Source organism: Terrabacter aeriphilus (genome assembly GCF_039542985.1).
GTDB lineage: Bacteria > Actinomycetota > Actinomycetes > Actinomycetales > Dermatophilaceae > Terrabacter > Terrabacter aeriphilus.
In genome coordinates, this window is record NZ_BAABIW010000001.1 from 17,696 (window position 1) to 32,807 (window position 15,112).

Genomic DNA, 15,112 nt, shown 5'->3' on the forward strand with positions numbered 1-15,112 from the left:
CCCCCTGCGGCGCTATGCCGTGGGAAGGGAGGGGCGCTGCCCCTCCTGCTGTGCCCGCGCGGCGCGGCGCTGCTGCTGTCGGCGCGAGGGCTGGTCGAGACGGAGACGCCCCCGCAGCCGCCCGACCGGACGCTCCACGAGCACCCACGAGAGCCACGACAGGACGACCGCCGCGGCGACGAGCGCGAGGTTGCGCGCCGTGGTGTGCTCACCGAGCAGTCGGCTGTTGATGAGCGTCTGGTGCCACAGGTAGAGCGCGTAGCTGATGGTGCCGAAGAAGACCATGAGGCGGGAGCCCACGACGCGTGACTGACCCGAGACGGCGGCATACACGAGCCACACGCCGAGCAGCGCGAAGACCGCGCCGAGCGGACGGAAGAGCGCGTGGTCGACGTCCGGTGAGTGGCCCGGGAAGGCCGAGACGGCCACGAGCACGACGAAGGGGACGAGTGGACTCGTCGCCGGCAGCTGCCAGCCCTGCGCCCGCACGCCGGCGAGCGCGAAGGCGAGGGCGACGCCGAGCAGGAGCGCGAACGCGTTCGTCTCGGTCGAGATGTCGAGCCGCAGGGCGCTGCCCCGGGTCCACACCGAGTAGAACGTCGCGAGCCCCGCGAGGGCGAGCACGACCGCGAGCGCCCGCCGCCGCAGCCAGGTCATGAGGGCGATGAAGACCGCAGGCCACACGACGTAGAACTGCTCCTCGACGCTGAGCGACCACAGGTGGTTGAGCACCCCGAGATCGGTGCCGGCGATCCGCACCCAGTTGCCGACGTAGAGCAACGACGCGAGGGCGCCGACGGCATACGTCGACAGGCGCTCGTCACCCGTGGCCGCGAGGAGCACGGGCGTCAGGGCCAGCAGGAGCACGAGGGCGGGCAGCAGCCGCAGGGCCCGCCGGCCCCAGAACCGCCACAGGCTGAGCGCGCCCCACGTGTCCCACTCGCGCAGCAGGAGGCTCGTGATGAGGTAGCCGGAGAGGACGAAGAAGAGCGTCACGCCCGAGAGCCCGCCCCACCGCACCGGGAGGCCGACGTGCGCAGCGACGACGAGGAGGATCGCGAGACCTCGGACGCCGTCGAGGTCGCGGTTGCGGGAGTGCTGCACGGCGAAGAGCCTAGGCGCAGGCGGTCTAGGATTGGTCCCCGGTGCCCGCGGCCACAACGCCGAGCGGGCGCGCGCTCTGCCCTGGCGGCCCCGTCGCCGCCCGCCCCCGTCCCCGGAAGGACCCTCCGTGCTCCGCACTCACGAGGCCGGCACTCTTCGTGCCGACCACGCAGGCCAGACCGTCACCCTCACCGGTTGGGTGGCGCGGCGTCGAGACCACGGCGGCGTCGCCTTCCTCGACCTGCGCGACGCCTCGGGCGTGGCCCAGGTCGTGGCCCGCGACGAGGTGCTCGCCGAGGGTGGCGCCCACGACGTGCGCAACGAGTACTGCGTCAAGGTGACCGGCGAGGTGCGCACGCGTCCCGAGGGCAACGCCAACCCCGACCTGCCGACCGGTGAGATCGAGGTCATCGTCAGCGAGCTCGAGGTGCTCAACCCGGCCGCTCCGCTGCCCTTCCAGATCGACGAGCGCGTCACGGTGGGCGAGGAGGCCCGCCTCAAGCACCGCTACCTCGACCTGCGCCGCCCCGGCGCGAGCTCGGCCGGCGCCGCGATCCGCCTGCGTTCCAAGGTGAACGCCGCGGCGCGCGCGGTCCTCGGCGCCCGCGACTTCGTCGAGATCGAGACCCCGACGCTGACCCGCTCGACGCCCGAGGGCGCCCGCGACTTCCTCGTGCCGGCACGCCTCGCGCCCGGCTCCTGGTACGCCCTGCCGCAGAGCCCGCAGCTGTTCAAGCAGCTGCTCATGGTCGCCGGCATGGAGCGCTACTACCAGATCGCCCGCTGCTACCGCGACGAGGACTTCCGCGCGGACCGCCAGCCGGAGTTCACCCAGCTCGACATCGAGATGAGCTTCGTCGACCAGGACGACGTCATCGAGCTCGGTGAGTCGATCGTCTCGGCGCTGTGGCGCCTCATCGGCGTCGAGCTCGACGCGCCGTTCCAGCGGATGACCTACCACGACGCGATGGCGCGCTTCGGCTCCGACAAGCCCGACCTGCGCTTCGGCAACGAGCTCGTCGAGTGCACGGAGTACTTCGCCGACACGACCTTCCGGGTCTTCCAGTCCGACTACGTCGGCGCCGTCGTCATGCCGGGCGGCGCGAGCCAGCCGCGCAAGCAGCTCGACGCGTGGCAGGAGTGGGCCAAGCAGCGCGGCGCGCGCGGCCTCGCCTACGTGCTCGTCCAGGAGGACGGCGAGCTCGGCGGTCCCGTGGCCAAGAACCTCACCGACGCCGAGCGCGAGGGTCTGGCGGCCCACGTCGGCGCCCGCCCGGGCGACTGCATCTTCTTCGCCGCCGGTGCGGCCAAGGCCTCCCGCGCCCTGCTCGGAGCGGCCCGCCTCGAGATCGGCCGCCGCTGCGAGCTCATCGACGAGGACGCGTGGAGCTTCCTCTGGGTCGTCGACGCCCCGCTCTTCGAGCCGGCCGCCGACGCGGTCGCCTCGGGCGACGTCGCCGTCGGTGCGGGTGCGTGGACCGCCGTGCACCACGCCTTCACCTCGCCCAAGCCCGAGTTCCTCGACACCTTCGACACCGACCCCGGGCCGGCGCTCGCCTACGCCTACGACATCGTCTGCAACGGCAACGAGATCGGCGGCGGCTCGATCCGTATCCACCAGCGTGACGTGCAGGAGCGCGTCTTCACCGTGATGGGCCTGTCGGAGGAGGACGCGCAGGAGAAGTTCGGCTTCCTGCTCGACGCCTTCGCCTTCGGCGCCCCGCCGCACGGCGGCATCGCCTTCGGGTGGGACCGCATCGTCTCGCTCCTCGCGCGCACCGACTCGATCCGCGACGTCATCGCCTTCCCGAAGTCCGGCGGCGGCTACGACCCGCTGACGGCCGCTCCCGCGCCGATCACGCCCGAGCAGCGCAAGGAGGCCGGCGTCGACGCCAAGCCGGCCGCCTCCGCACCGGCCGCCCAGGGCTCCCCCGAGGTGAGCCCCAAGCAGAGCTGACCCGAGCGTCAGCGGAGTTCTGCCGGCACGTGGTGCCGGCAGAACTCCGCGGACACCGAGATCAGGGGGACACCGAGATCAGCTCGGCCCCCCATCTGCAGGGGGCACACTGTCGTGGTGACCTCCGTGGAGCAGCGCGCGCCGGACGACGTGCTCGTCCACCTCCGGCGCGCCCGCGACCTCGCCGACCGGGAGTACGCCGCGCCCCTCGACCTCGCCCGGCTGGCCGCGGCCGCGGGTCTGTCGAAGTTCCACTTCCTCCGGCTCTTCCGCACGACCTACGGGACCACGCCGGCCGAGTACGTCTCGAGGCGACGGATCGAGCGGGCCCAGGACCTGCTCCGCGCCACGAACCTCACCGTGACCGAGGTGTGCCACGCCGTCGGCTTCTCGAGCCTCGGCTCCTTCAGCAGCCGCTTCCGGGCCGTGGTGGGCGAGAGCCCCAGCGACTTCCAGGCTCGGTATGCCGCCACCGGAGCGCCGCGCATCCCGGGCTGCGTCATGTTCATGTGGGGACTGGCGGAGAGCTCCGCAACCCGGGAGAAGCACGACCGCCCGTCGCCGTCCTAGCGTGGCCGCATGATCACCAACATCTCCATCGTCAGCGTCTTCGTGAAGGACATCGACGAGAGCAAGCGCTTCTACGTCGACGTCCTCGGTTTCGAGGAGAAGGACGACATCACGCTCGACGGCGGCTACCGCTGGTGCACCGTCGTGCATCCCAACCAGCCGGAGCTGCAGGTCAGCCTCGCGATCCCCGGCCCGCCCTTCCCGGACGAGCTCGTCACGGCGATGCGGCGGGCGCTCGACGCCGGCGGCCTCAACGGCCTCGGCCTCTCCGTCGACGACTGCGAGCAGACGTATGCCGAGCTGACCGCGAAGGGCGTCGAGTTCCTCCAGCCGCCGTCGGCGCGGCCCTACGGCACCGAGGCCGTGTGCCGCGACAACTCGGGCAACTGGGTCGTCCTCGTGCAGGAGGCCGGCCGCAAGGTCGTCGCCGCCGACTTCGCCTGAGGCGTCAGCCGCCCGGCCAGCCGCCCATCAGGGGTCGATGAGGACCGGGCGGCTCGACCAGGCGCACGTGCGGTCGTAGCCGAGCGAGAGGTAGAGCGCCCGCGCCACGGTGTTGTGCGAGTACATCCCGAGGGTGCACACGCCGGCCTCCTGCACCGCCCGTCGGGTCACCGCACCGACGATCGTGCGCCCGAGCCCCTGTCCACGCAGGCGCGTGTCGACGGCGACCGACGAGAGGTGCGGTGCCCCGGCGCGCGTCGTGCCCCAGGCGGCCACCGCGGCGAGGTCGCCGTCAGGCTGCTCGACCGCGAACCAGCGCTCGCCGCGGCCCGGCTCGGTGTCGGCGGTGGGGGAGTGGGCCGCGAGGAAGGCGACGACCTCGTCGGCGCGCCCGACGTCGTCGAGGGCGACGACCCTGTCGTACGAAGGCAGCTCGTCTGGCGCGGTCGTCGTGTGGAACCACTCCCAGTCGCCGCCGTCGAGCACGCGGTAGCGCTCGCGCAGGCGCGCCTCGAGGTGCTGCGGCACGCTGACCGAGAGGGCACGTCGCTTCGGTGCGACGGACGCCGCGATGGCGGGGAGGTGGTCGAGCAGCGCGGCCACGCCCTGGTCTGGGCCGAGCACGCTGACGGTGCGCCGCACCTGCTTGCGGGTGCGCTGGAAGGCCACGGCCCCTGCTGCCGCCCACCACGTGTCGGCGAGGCCGGGGGTCACCTCCCACCGCACGAACGGATGCCGTCCGGTGGCCTCCAGCAGCGCCTCGAGGCCGTGGCCGGTCACGACCCCGGCCGACGTCGCGGTCACTCCGTGATCCCGAAGCGGTCGTGCAGTCGCCGCAGCGGCGCGGGCGCCCACCAGTTCCAGCGCCCCAGCAGGGTCATCGTGGCCGGCACGAGGAGCATTCGCACGAGGGTCGCGTCGATGACGACGGCCGCGACGAGGGCGACACCCATCTGCTTGATGATGAGGATGTCGCCGGCGACGAACCCCGCGAAGACGATGACGATGAGCAGGGCGGCCGACGTGATGATGCGGCCGGTCCGCTGCAGGCCCAACGACACCGAGCGGTCGTTCCCCGCGCCGTGGCGGTGGAACTCGACGATGCGCGAGAGCAGGAAGACCTCGTAGTCCATGGAGAGGCCGAAGCCGAAGGCGAGCACGAGGAACGGCACCAACGACTCGACGGCGCCGACCGAGGTGAAGCCCAGCAGCCCCTCGAGGTGGCCCTCCTGGAAGATCCACACGACGACGCCGAGCGCGGCGCCGAGCGAGATGACGTTGAGCAGCAGGGCCTTGACCGGGATGACGAGCGAGCCGGTCATGAGGAAGAGCAGCACGAGCGTGCCGAGGACCACGAGGCCGACGGCATACGGCGCGCGGGCCGACATCGAGTCGAGGAAGTCGATCTGCCCGGCGGCCTGGCCCGTCGTCAGCGTCTCGAAGGGCGCGCGCGCCGCGCGCACCGTCGCCACGAGCTCCTGCGCCTCGTCGGACGTCGGGCGACCGGCGACGCGCAGGTCGACCCGCTGGTGGTCCGGGCCGAGGGGGCTCACCGTGACGCCCTCGACGCCGGGCTCGGCCGCGAACTGCGCGGCCCAGTCCTGCACCGCCGCGGTGTCGGCCGACCCGGCGACGACGGTGACCTCGGGCGCCGACAGCGCCGGGTAGTCGCGGGCCAGCTGCTCGAAGAAGACGCGCTGCTGGGCGTCCTTGGGGAGCAGCTCGGTGCCCGACGACGTGAGCCGCATCGACAGGGTGGGCAGCGCGAGGGTCACGAGCACGACGGTGACGCCGACGATGACGGCGACGGGCCGGCGCTGCACCCCGGCGGCGAGCCGGGAGAAGACCCCGACGTCGGACGTCGTCGCCGTCGCCCGCCGCGCGAGGCGGCGGCCGCCGAGGACGCAGAGCGCCGGCACGAGGGTGATGGCCACGACCATCGCGACGAGCACGACGCTGACGCCGGCGACCCCGATGGCGCGCATGATCGAGGCCTCGAAGACGAGCAGGCCGGCGAGGGCGATCGCCACCGTCAGGCCGGAGAAGAGCACGGTGCGACCGGCCGTCGCGACGGTGCGCTCGGCGGCGTGCGCGATCTCCTCCCGCGTCGGCGTGCGGTGCGCGCGCTCGCCGAGCTCCTCGCGGAACCGGCTCACCGTGAGCAGGCCGTAGTCGATGGAGAGCCCGAGACCGAGCAGCGTGACGATGTTGACGACGGTCGCGTCGAGCTCGACCGCGTGGGAGAAGCCGAAGAGCGAGAGCAGGGCGCCGCCGATGGCCACGACGGCACCGACGATCGGCATGCCCGCGGCGACGAAGCCGCCGAAGACGAGCACCATGACGAGGAACGTCAGGGGCAGCGCGATGCCCTCGCCGCGGAGCAGGTCGCGCTCGACGGTGCTCGTGATCGCGGTGATGACCTTGCTCGTGCTGCCGACCGATCCCTGGCCGTCCACGGCCGACGCCACCTCGAGCAGCGCCGCCTCCGCCGCCTGCTCGGCGCGGTCCTGGTCCGGCTTCGAGAGCCCGGCCCGGAAGTCGACGACGGTGACGAAGCCGCCGGCGGCGGGGGAGCCGCCGAGCAGGAGGGGGGCCACCGACCGGTCGGACAGGCCGCCCGGTGCGAGGAGCGGCGAGCGCACCTCGTTCACCCCCGGCACCTCCGCGACCGCGCGGGCGGCGCGCTGCCCGGCCGCGACCGTGGCGGCATCGCCGAGGTCGGCGCCCGTCACCTGCAGGGTGAGCGTCTCGAGCGCCGGCTGGCTCTGCGCGATGACGTCCTGGGCCCGCGACGACTCGGACTCGACGGTGGGGGCCCCGGAGTGGAGGCGCTCGAAGAGCGACTCGCCGGTGACGCCGCCGACGGCGACGGCGAAGCAGGCGATCGCGGCGACGGCCCACGCCGCGACCCACGTGCGCGGGTGCCGGGCGATGAGCCCGCCCAGGCGGGCGAGACGGGTGCGCGGCGCCGGGCCGGCAGGAGAGGGGTGCTGCACGCGGATAGCCTTCCACAGTGACGACGAACAGCCCGGGGGACCTCTTCGGTGCGGCAGCCGCCGCCGACCGGGGTGAGGCCCCGGCGTCGGCCGGCGCCGCACCGCTCGCGGTGCGGATGCGCCCGCGCTCGCTCGAGGAGGTGCGCGGGCAGGCCAAGGTGCTGCGACCCGGCAGCCCGCTGCGGCGGCTCATCGAGGGTTCCGGCGGCGCCGCGGGGCCGCTCTCGGCGATCCTGTGGGGCCCGCCGGGCACCGGCAAGACGACGCTCGCCCACCTCGTGGCGACGGCCGCCGAGCGACGCTTCGTCGAGCTGTCCGCCGTGACCGCGGGCGTCAAGGACGTCCGCTCCGTCATGGACGGCGCCGTGCGCGACCGCGACCTCTACGGCCGCCAGACCGTGCTCTTCCTCGACGAGATCCACCGCTTCACCAAGGCGCAGCAGGACGCCCTCCTGCCCGGCGTCGAGAACCGGACCGTCATCCTCGTCGCGGCCACGACGGAGAACCCGTCGTTCAGCATCATCGCGCCGCTGCTCTCGCGGTCGGTGCTCGTCACGCTCGAGTCGCTCTCCGACGCCGACGTCGCCGACCTGCTCGCTGCCGCCCTGACCGACGAGCGGGGCTTCGACGGCGCCCACACCCTGGCGGACGACGCGAGCGAGCACCTCGTGCGCATCGCCGGGGGCGACGCGCGCCGGGCCCTGACCTCTCTCGAGGCCGCGGCCGGGGTGGCCCTCGACGCGGAGCCGGCCGGCCGCACGTCGGACGACCCCGTGGCGATCACCCTCGCGCACGTCGAGCAGGCCGTCGCCCAGGCCGCGGTCCGCTACGACCGGGCGGGCGACCAGCACTACGACGTCGCGAGCGCGCTCATCAAGTCGATGCGCGGCAGCGACGTCGACGCCGCCCTGCACTACCTCGCCCGGATGCTCGAGGCGGGGGAGGACCCGCGCTTCATCGCGCGGCGCATCGTCATCTCGGCGAGCGAGGACGTCGGGATGGGCGACCCGACGGCGCTGCAGACGGCGGTCGCCGCGATGCACGCCGTCGCGCAGATCGGCATGCCCGAGGCGCGGATCATCCTCGCCCAGGCCGTCGTGCACAACGCGCTCGCACCCAAGTCGAACGCGGCATACCTCGGCATCAACGAGGCGATCGCCGACGTGCGCGGCGGGCGAGGCGGTGTCGTGCCGGCGCACCTGCGCGGGAGCGGCTACGCCGGCGCCGAGCGGCTCGGCCACGGCAAGGGCTACGTCTACAGCCACGACGAGCCGGACGGCGTGGCCGCCCAGCAGTACCTGCCCGACGACCTGCACGACGCGGTCAGCTACTACCGCCCGACCGACCGGGGCTTCGAGGAGCGGCTCCGGGCACGCTGGGAATGGCTGGCGGGACGTCTGGGACGCACGCGCCGCAACTGACGCGAGGGCGCCGCGCCGGGGACCGTTTCGGGGATTGTTTCGGGGCGGTCACGCTCGGGCGGACATCGTGCGGCGAGGCCCCGGGGCTCGGTAACGATTTGTCATCCATGCGCGTCTCGGTGCTTGGACAGCGCGAAACTGTGTGGCAGTGTGACGACGTCCCGACGGGGGTGGCACGCGATCGCTGCGGCCACGACGTCGGGGGCCCGCCAGAGCTCGTCGGGCCGATGAGATCCCCCCAGGATGGAGACGACGCGTTGAACGCAATGCCGGAGCCCTCAGCAGGAACGCTGATCGAGGAATCCGAGGAGCAGGGTTCGACGAAGGCCCCCGAGCACCAGGAGGCCCGCACCGGTCGTTCTCCCGGTCAGGTGGCCTGGTCGCGGCTCAAGAAGGACAAGGTGGCGATCGTCTGCTTCGCCATCGTGCTCTTCTTCATCATCGTCGCGATCTTCGCGCCGCTGCTCTACTCCCTCGAGTCCGTCGACCCGCTGACGGGGGTGAAGGCGGACCCCTACGCGACGCACACCGAGCTCATCGACTTCAACGGCCTGCCCGAGGTCGGGGCGAGCTCGGCCCACTGGCTCGGCGTCGAGCCGCGCCTCGGCCGTGACCTCTTCGCCCGCTGGGCGATCGGCGCGCGCCCCTCTCTCATCATCGGCTTCGTCGCGGCGGCCGCCTCGACGATCATCGGTGTGACGCTCGGCCTCGTCGCCGGCTACCTCGGCGGGGTCGCCGACAAGATCATCTCGTGGGTCATCGACTTCTTCCTGTCGCTGCCGATCCTGCTCCTCGTGCTCGCCATCGTGCCGATCATGCAGAAGAGCCTCGCCGGCACCGGCGACCTCACCGCCGACGAGATCTCGCAGATCCGTTTCATCGTGCTCATCGTCATCCTCTTCGTCTTCGGCTGGATGGGTCTGGCCCGCCTGGTCCGAGGAGAGGTCAAGAGCCTGCGTGAACGCGAGTTCGTCCAGGCCGCGCGCGCCATCGGCGTGCCGACCCGCCAGATCCTCTTCCGCGAGATCCTGCCCAACCTCGTGGGCCCGATCATCGTCTCGGCGTCCATCGCCGTGCCCGCCTACATCACGTACGAGGCGACGCTGAGCTACCTCGGCGCCGGCCTCGTCGAGCCGACCGCGTCGTGGGGCCGCACCATCGCCGACGCGCAGAACCTCTTCGCCACGTATCCACTGTGGCTCTGGCCCTCGGTCATCGGCCTGTCGCTCCTCGTCCTCGCCCTGAGCCTGCTCGGCGACTCGATCCGCGACGCCTTCGACCCCACCAGCCGCCGCTAGCCCCACCCCGGCTTCGGCACACCGATGTTCCCGGCAAAGAGCCGGGACAAGCACAAGGGAGCAAACAACAATGCGCTGGACCAAAGTCCTGACCGTGGGAGCCGCGGCTTCCCTCGGCTTCGTCGCGGCCTGCGGCGCCCCGTCCGCCAACAACGGTGGGGCCGGCAACGGCACCAACGGTGGCAACGCGCCTGTCGACCAGGCCGGCGCCGCCCTCGACCCGAACGCCAAGGGCCCCGCCCCGGAGATCCAGGGCGCCAAGCGCGGCGGCATCCTCACGGTGCCCTACGCCTCGGTTCCGGCCAACTTCGACCCGAGCGACCAGTTCTACCAGGACACGGCCGTCATCTTCTCGCTCACCCACCGCGCCCTGACGACCTACGTCAGCCGCGAGGGCAAGCAGGTGCTCGTTCCGGACCTCGCCACCGACCTCGGCAAGCAGTCCGAGGACGGCCTGACGTGGACCTTCACGCTCAAGGACGGCATCAAGTACGAGGACGGCAGCCCGGTCAAGGCCCAGGACATCGTCTTCGCGGCCAAGCGCTCGTTCGACCCCGACCTCGCGGCGAACGGCCCGACCTACCAGCGCGAGTTCTTCAAGGGCGGCGCGGACTACCAGGGCCCCTACAAGGGTGACAAGAACTGGAAGGGCGTCGAGGCCACCGACGACAAGACGATCGTCTTCCACCTCGAGAAGCGCTTCGAGACGCTGCCGTACTTCGTCTCCTTCAACCAGTTCACGCCGATCCCCGAGGCGAAGGACAAGAAGGCCGACTACCAGCTGCACCCGCTCGCCACCGGCCCGTACATGTTCGACAAGTACACGCCCGGCACCGAGCTCATCCTCAAGCGCAACCCCAACTGGGACAAGAACACCGACCCGGCGCGCCACGACTACCCGGACGGCTTCCACTTCAAGTGGGGCGTCGACACCATCAAGACGCAGACCGCCATCCTCGCCTCCAACGGCGACGACGCGACGAGCCTCAACTGGGACCCGATCGACTCCTCGCTCATCCCGCAGATCGAGGGCGACAAGAAGGCGCAGTTCGCCGAGGGCCCGTCCTCGTGCGTGCTCATGGTCAACCTCGACGCCCGCAAGATCCCGCTGCCGATCCGCAAGGCGATCGCCGTGGCGTGGCCCTTCGACTCGATCCACAAGGCCGGCGGTGAGACGACGCACTCGTTCTCGCCCGCCAGCACGATCATCCCGCCGCAGATCCCGGGCCACCTGGACTACACGGCCGAGGCCGCCCCGGGCTTCAAGATGAACGGCCAGGGCGACGGCAACGCCGACGAGGCCAAGAAGATGCTCGCCGCCGCCGGCTACGGCGCCGACAAGCCCTTCGAGCTCATCTACTACTACACGAACGACGACGACACCGCCCAGAAGGTGAACCAGGTCCGCAAGCAGGCGCTGCAGAAGGCCGGCTTCAAGGTCACCGACATCGGCGTGCCGAACGCCGAGCGTCGCAAGCTCGTCGGCGACCCGAAGGGCAAGTACAACATGCTCCAGTCGCCGCGCGGCTGGTGCTTCGACTGGCCGTCCGCCGACTCGATCATCCCGCCCACCTTCGGCACGATCGCCCTCTCGCAGGGTGGCACGACGTTCGGCAACTTCTCCGACGCCAAGATCGACTCCGAGATCAAGCGCATCCAGCAGCTCTCGATCACGGAGCAGGGCCCGGAGTGGGGCAAGATGGACAAGTGGCTGACGGAGACGTACCTGCTCGCCATCCCGGACAACAACGACAAGGGCAACTCGGTCTTCGGCACGAAGGTCAAGAACGTCGTCAACAACCCGAACAAGGGCATGCCGGACCTTAACGACGTGTGGCTCGACCAGTAAGTCATCAGTGACAGCGCCCCCTCGGGGGAGCAGGATCTGACTTGATAGCCGTGGTGGGGGCCCGGGACATCCCGGGCCCCCACCACCGGCGCCCACCTCGTTTGGAAGGCAAACCGTGCTCACGTACATCCTCAGGCGGCTGGCTCTCGCCCTGAGCGTCATCCTGGCCACGCTGGTGTCGACGTTCCTCATCTTCTTCGCGGGACCGTCCGACCCCGCCCGCGCCATGTGCCCCGAGACCCGGTGCAACGCGCAGCGCCTCGAGGCGATCACCAAGAGCCTCGGGCTCGACAAGCCGCTCGGCGCGCAGTTCCTCGACTACTTCAAGGGCCTCTTCGTCGGTCGTGACTTCCTCTACGCCGGCGACACCGTGCACTGCGGTGCGCCCTGCCTGGGCTTCTCGTTCGTGACGCGTCGCTCGGTCAACGACGAGCTCTTCTCCCGCTTCCCGAACACCGTCGTGCTCGCCCTCATGGCCGCCGTCGTGTTCGTGACCATCGGCGTCGCGGTCGGCATCTTCGCCGCCGTCCGCCGCGGCACCGCCCTCGACCGCACCGTCGTCGGTGCCTCGCAGGTGCTCGGCGCCATCCCGTACTACGTGCTCGCGCTGCTCGTCGCGCTCTACCCCGTGATCCTCTGGAACATCCTGCCGCAGTACTCGTCCCTCTCCTCGGGGGTCGGACCGTACTTCCTCGGCATGCTGGCACCGGCGTTGATCCTCGGTTTCGTCACGTCCGCGTCGTACGTGCGCTACACCCGCAACTCGATGATCGAGACGCTGTCGATGGACTACATCCGCACCGCTCGTTCGAAGGGCATCAGCGAGCGGACCGTGCTCCTGCGGCACGGCTTCCGGGCCGCCATGAGCCCGATCGCGACGATCCTCGGACTCGACATCGCAGCCCTGCTCACCGGCACGCTCATCACCGAGCAGATCTTCGGCGTCGACGGCATCGGCCGTCGCGGCCTCGCGGCCCTCAAGGCGCAGGACCTGCCCGTCATCATGGGCACCGTGCTCATCGGAGCCGTGGTCGTCGTCATCATGAACCTCGTGGTCGACATCATGTACTCCTTCATCGACCCGCGAGTGAGGCTCTCGTGACCGCGACCGCAGACACCATCTCCACCCAGGGCGCCGAGGCGCGCAACGCGGGCGACGTCGTCCTCGAGGTCACCGACCTCACCGTGGCGTTCCCGACGGAGGAGGGCCTGGTCAAGGCCGTCTCCAACCTCAACTACAAGGCGCGACTCGGCCGCACGCTCGCCATCGTCGGCGAGTCCGGCTCGGGCAAGTCGGTCAGCAGCATGGCCGTGCTCGGCCTGCACAACCCGAAGCGCACGCAGATCACCGGCAGCATCAAGCTGGACGGCCTCGAGCTCGTCGGTGCGCCGGCCACGACCTTCCAGAAGGTCCGCAGCACCAAGGCCGCGATGGTCTTCCAAGACCCGCAGAGCTCGCTGCACCCGTTCCACAAGGTCGGCAAGCAGATCGCCGAGGCCTACCGCGCGCACCACCGGGTGAGCAAGCAGGTCGCGCTCAAGCGGGCCGTGGAGATGCTCGACCTCGTCGGCATCCCCAATCCGCAGCGCCGCGCCAACCAGTACCCCCACGAGTTCTCGGGCGGCATGCGCCAGCGCGCGATGATCGCCCTCGGCCTCGTCAACGACCCGAAGCTGCTCATCGCCGACGAGCCGACGACGGCCCTCGACGTGACGGTGCAGGCGCAGATCCTCGACCTCGTCAACGACCTCCAGAAGGAGTTCGGCTCGGCGGTCATCCTCATCACGCACGACCTCGCGGTCGTCGCCGAGACGGCCGACGACATCCTCGTGATGTATGCCGGTCGTGGCGTCGAGAAGGGCGACGCCAAGGAGGTGCTGGCGGCACCGTCGCACCCCTACACCCACGGCCTGCTGCAGTCGCTGCCCTCGACGTCCGAGGACCTCGAGGAGCTGCGCGCCATCAAGGGTTCGCCGCCCAGCCTGCTCAACCTGCCGTCCGGCTGCTCGTTCCACCCCCGCTGCGACTTCAAGTCGCAGGTCGAGGGTGACGCGTGCTGGACGCAGCTGCCGGAGTGGCGCCCGACGCCGGGCTTGCTCAACCGCGAGATCCGCTGCCACCTGGCCGATCCCGTCGCCACCCTGAACAACGACGAGGGAGCCCGATGAGCGACCAGACGCTGCTCAAGGTCACCGACCTCCAGCGCCACTTCCCCTTCCGCGAGGTCCAGGGCCTCCGGATGGTGCGGGCCAACGTCAAGGCGGTCGACGGCATCAGCTTCACCGTCAAGCAGGGCCAGACCCTCGGCCTCGTCGGCGAGTCCGGCTGCGGCAAGTCGACGACCTCGCGGCTCGTGACCCGCCTCGACGAGCCCACCGGGGGCTCCATCGAGTTCGAGGGGCGTGACATCACGCACCTCAAGGAGAGCGACCTGCGCGGCATCCGCCGCGACGTGCAGATGATCTTCCAGGACCCCTACTCCTCGCTCAACCCGAGGCACACGGTCGGCTCGATCCTCAGCACCCCCCTGCGCGTGCACGGCCTGCACAAGGGCAAGGAGAAGGCCCGCGTCCAGGAGCTGCTCGAGCTCGTCGGCCTCAACCCCGAGCACATCAACCGCTACCCCTCGGAGTTCTCGGGCGGGCAGCGCCAGCGCATCGGGATCGCCCGGGCCCTCGCGGTCGAGCCGAAGCTCATCGTCGCCGACGAGCCCGTCTCGGCCCTCGACGTCTCGATCCAGGCGCAGGTGATGAACCTGCTCGCCAAGCTGCGCAACGAGCTCGACCTCGCCTTCATCTTCGTCGCCCACGACCTCGGCGTCGTGCGCCACTTCTGCGACCAGGTCGCGGTGATGTACCTCGGCAAGATCGTCGAGTACGGCGACAAGAAGAAGATCTACGAGGCTCCCGAGCACCCGTACACGCAGGCGCTGCTCTCGGCCGCGCCGGACATCAACGTCGCCCGCGGCATCGCCCCCAAGGAGCGGATCCGTCTCGTCGGCGACGTGCCCAGCCCCATCGACCCGCCGAGCGGCTGCCGCTTCCGCACCCGCTGCTGGAAGGCGCAGGACATCTGCGCCACCCAGGAGCCGCCGCTCACGTCGTCGACGGCGGACGAGTCGACGCGCGCCTACCGCGAGGGCGGCGTGCACCTGCAGGCGTGCCACTTCCCGGAGGTCAAGACCAACCTCGTCGCCGAGGTCGAGCGCACCGCCTGACCCGCCGACGCCGTATGCCGCTGGGCCGGCTCCCGCACGAGGGGGCCGGCCCAGCGGCGTGTGGTGACGGCATACGTGGTGGGCCCGCAAGGGCCGGGTCCGTTAGGGTTGACTGACCTCGGCGCGACTGCGTGCGCCGACGAACGAAGGACGACGACCGTGGTTCGAACGGGACCCAGCGCGACCCGGCTGCTCGCCGTGGCGCGAGCGAGGCGAGCTCGCCGGGGGTCAGCCGCGCGCCCGTGACGCGCGCGC

12 protein-coding genes are annotated in these 15,112 nt (G+C 71.1%); 9 read left to right on the forward strand and 3 right to left on the reverse strand.

Annotated elements, in window-relative coordinates; translation table 11 throughout:
- Positions 1 to 12: 12 nt before the first annotated feature.
- Positions 13 to 1,104, reverse strand: coding sequence for an acyltransferase family protein (locus ABD979_RS00085; protein WP_345505380.1), 1,092 nt, complete (start codon positions 1,102 to 1,104; stop codon positions 13 to 15).
- Positions 1,105 to 1,231: 127 nt separating this feature from the next.
- Between ABD979_RS00085 and aspS the strand changes: the two genes are divergently transcribed.
- From aspS to ABD979_RS00100, 3 genes are all read left to right on the forward strand, one after another.
- On the forward strand, positions 1,232 to 3,061 hold the full coding sequence (gene aspS / locus ABD979_RS00090) for an aspartate--tRNA ligase (RefSeq protein ID WP_345505381.1): 1,830 nt from the start codon (positions 1,232 to 1,234) through the stop codon (positions 3,059 to 3,061).
- Between the two features lie 117 nt (positions 3,062 to 3,178).
- Positions 3,179 to 3,631, forward strand: a complete 453-nt coding sequence (locus tag ABD979_RS00095; RefSeq protein WP_345505382.1) for a helix-turn-helix domain-containing protein — start codon at positions 3,179 to 3,181, stop codon at positions 3,629 to 3,631.
- A gap of 9 nt (positions 3,632 to 3,640) precedes the next feature.
- Positions 3,641 to 4,075 carry a VOC family protein gene (locus ABD979_RS00100; protein ID WP_345505383.1) on the forward strand — a complete coding sequence of 145 codons (435 nt, stop codon included), beginning with the start codon at positions 3,641 to 3,643 and terminating at the stop codon, positions 4,073 to 4,075.
- A gap of 27 nt (positions 4,076 to 4,102) precedes the next feature.
- Here ABD979_RS00100 and ABD979_RS00105 read toward each other — a convergent pair whose 3' ends face one another.
- Entirely contained in the window at positions 4,103 to 4,879 is a 777-nt protein-coding gene (locus tag ABD979_RS00105; protein ID WP_345505384.1) for a GNAT family N-acetyltransferase, read from the reverse strand.
- Positions 4,876 to 7,071, reverse strand: coding sequence for an MMPL family transporter (locus ABD979_RS00110; protein ID WP_345505385.1), 2,196 nt, complete (start codon positions 7,069 to 7,071; stop codon positions 4,876 to 4,878). The genes ABD979_RS00105 and ABD979_RS00110 overlap by 4 nt, the downstream gene beginning before the upstream one ends.
- 17 nt (positions 7,072 to 7,088) lie before the next feature.
- Between ABD979_RS00110 and ABD979_RS00115 the strand changes: the two genes are divergently transcribed.
- From ABD979_RS00115 to ABD979_RS00140, 6 genes are all read left to right on the forward strand, one after another.
- A complete protein-coding gene (locus ABD979_RS00115) occupies positions 7,089 to 8,492 on the forward strand; it encodes a replication-associated recombination protein A (protein WP_345505386.1) in 1,404 nt (467 codons plus the stop codon).
- Positions 8,493 to 8,758: 266 nt separating this feature from the next.
- Complete coding sequence (locus ABD979_RS00120; protein WP_345505561.1) at positions 8,759 to 9,790, forward strand: ABC transporter permease; 1,032 nt, start codon at positions 8,759 to 8,761, stop codon at positions 9,788 to 9,790.
- A gap of 70 nt (positions 9,791 to 9,860) precedes the next feature.
- Positions 9,861 to 11,639, forward strand: coding sequence for an ABC transporter substrate-binding protein (locus ABD979_RS00125; protein ID WP_345505387.1), 1,779 nt, complete (start codon positions 9,861 to 9,863; stop codon positions 11,637 to 11,639).
- Positions 11,640 to 11,754: 115 nt separating this feature from the next.
- Positions 11,755 to 12,741, forward strand: coding sequence for an ABC transporter permease (locus tag ABD979_RS00130; protein ID WP_345505388.1), 987 nt, complete (start codon positions 11,755 to 11,757; stop codon positions 12,739 to 12,741).
- Entirely contained in the window at positions 12,738 to 13,808 is a 1,071-nt protein-coding gene (locus tag ABD979_RS00135) for an ABC transporter ATP-binding protein (protein WP_345505389.1), read from the forward strand. The genes ABD979_RS00130 and ABD979_RS00135 overlap by 4 nt, the downstream gene beginning before the upstream one ends.
- Positions 13,805 to 14,857 (forward strand): ABC transporter ATP-binding protein, encoded by a 1,053-nt coding sequence (locus ABD979_RS00140; protein WP_345505390.1) that lies wholly within the window; start codon positions 13,805 to 13,807, stop codon positions 14,855 to 14,857. The genes ABD979_RS00135 and ABD979_RS00140 overlap by 4 nt, the downstream gene beginning before the upstream one ends.
- Positions 14,858 to 15,112 lie beyond the last annotated feature (255 nt).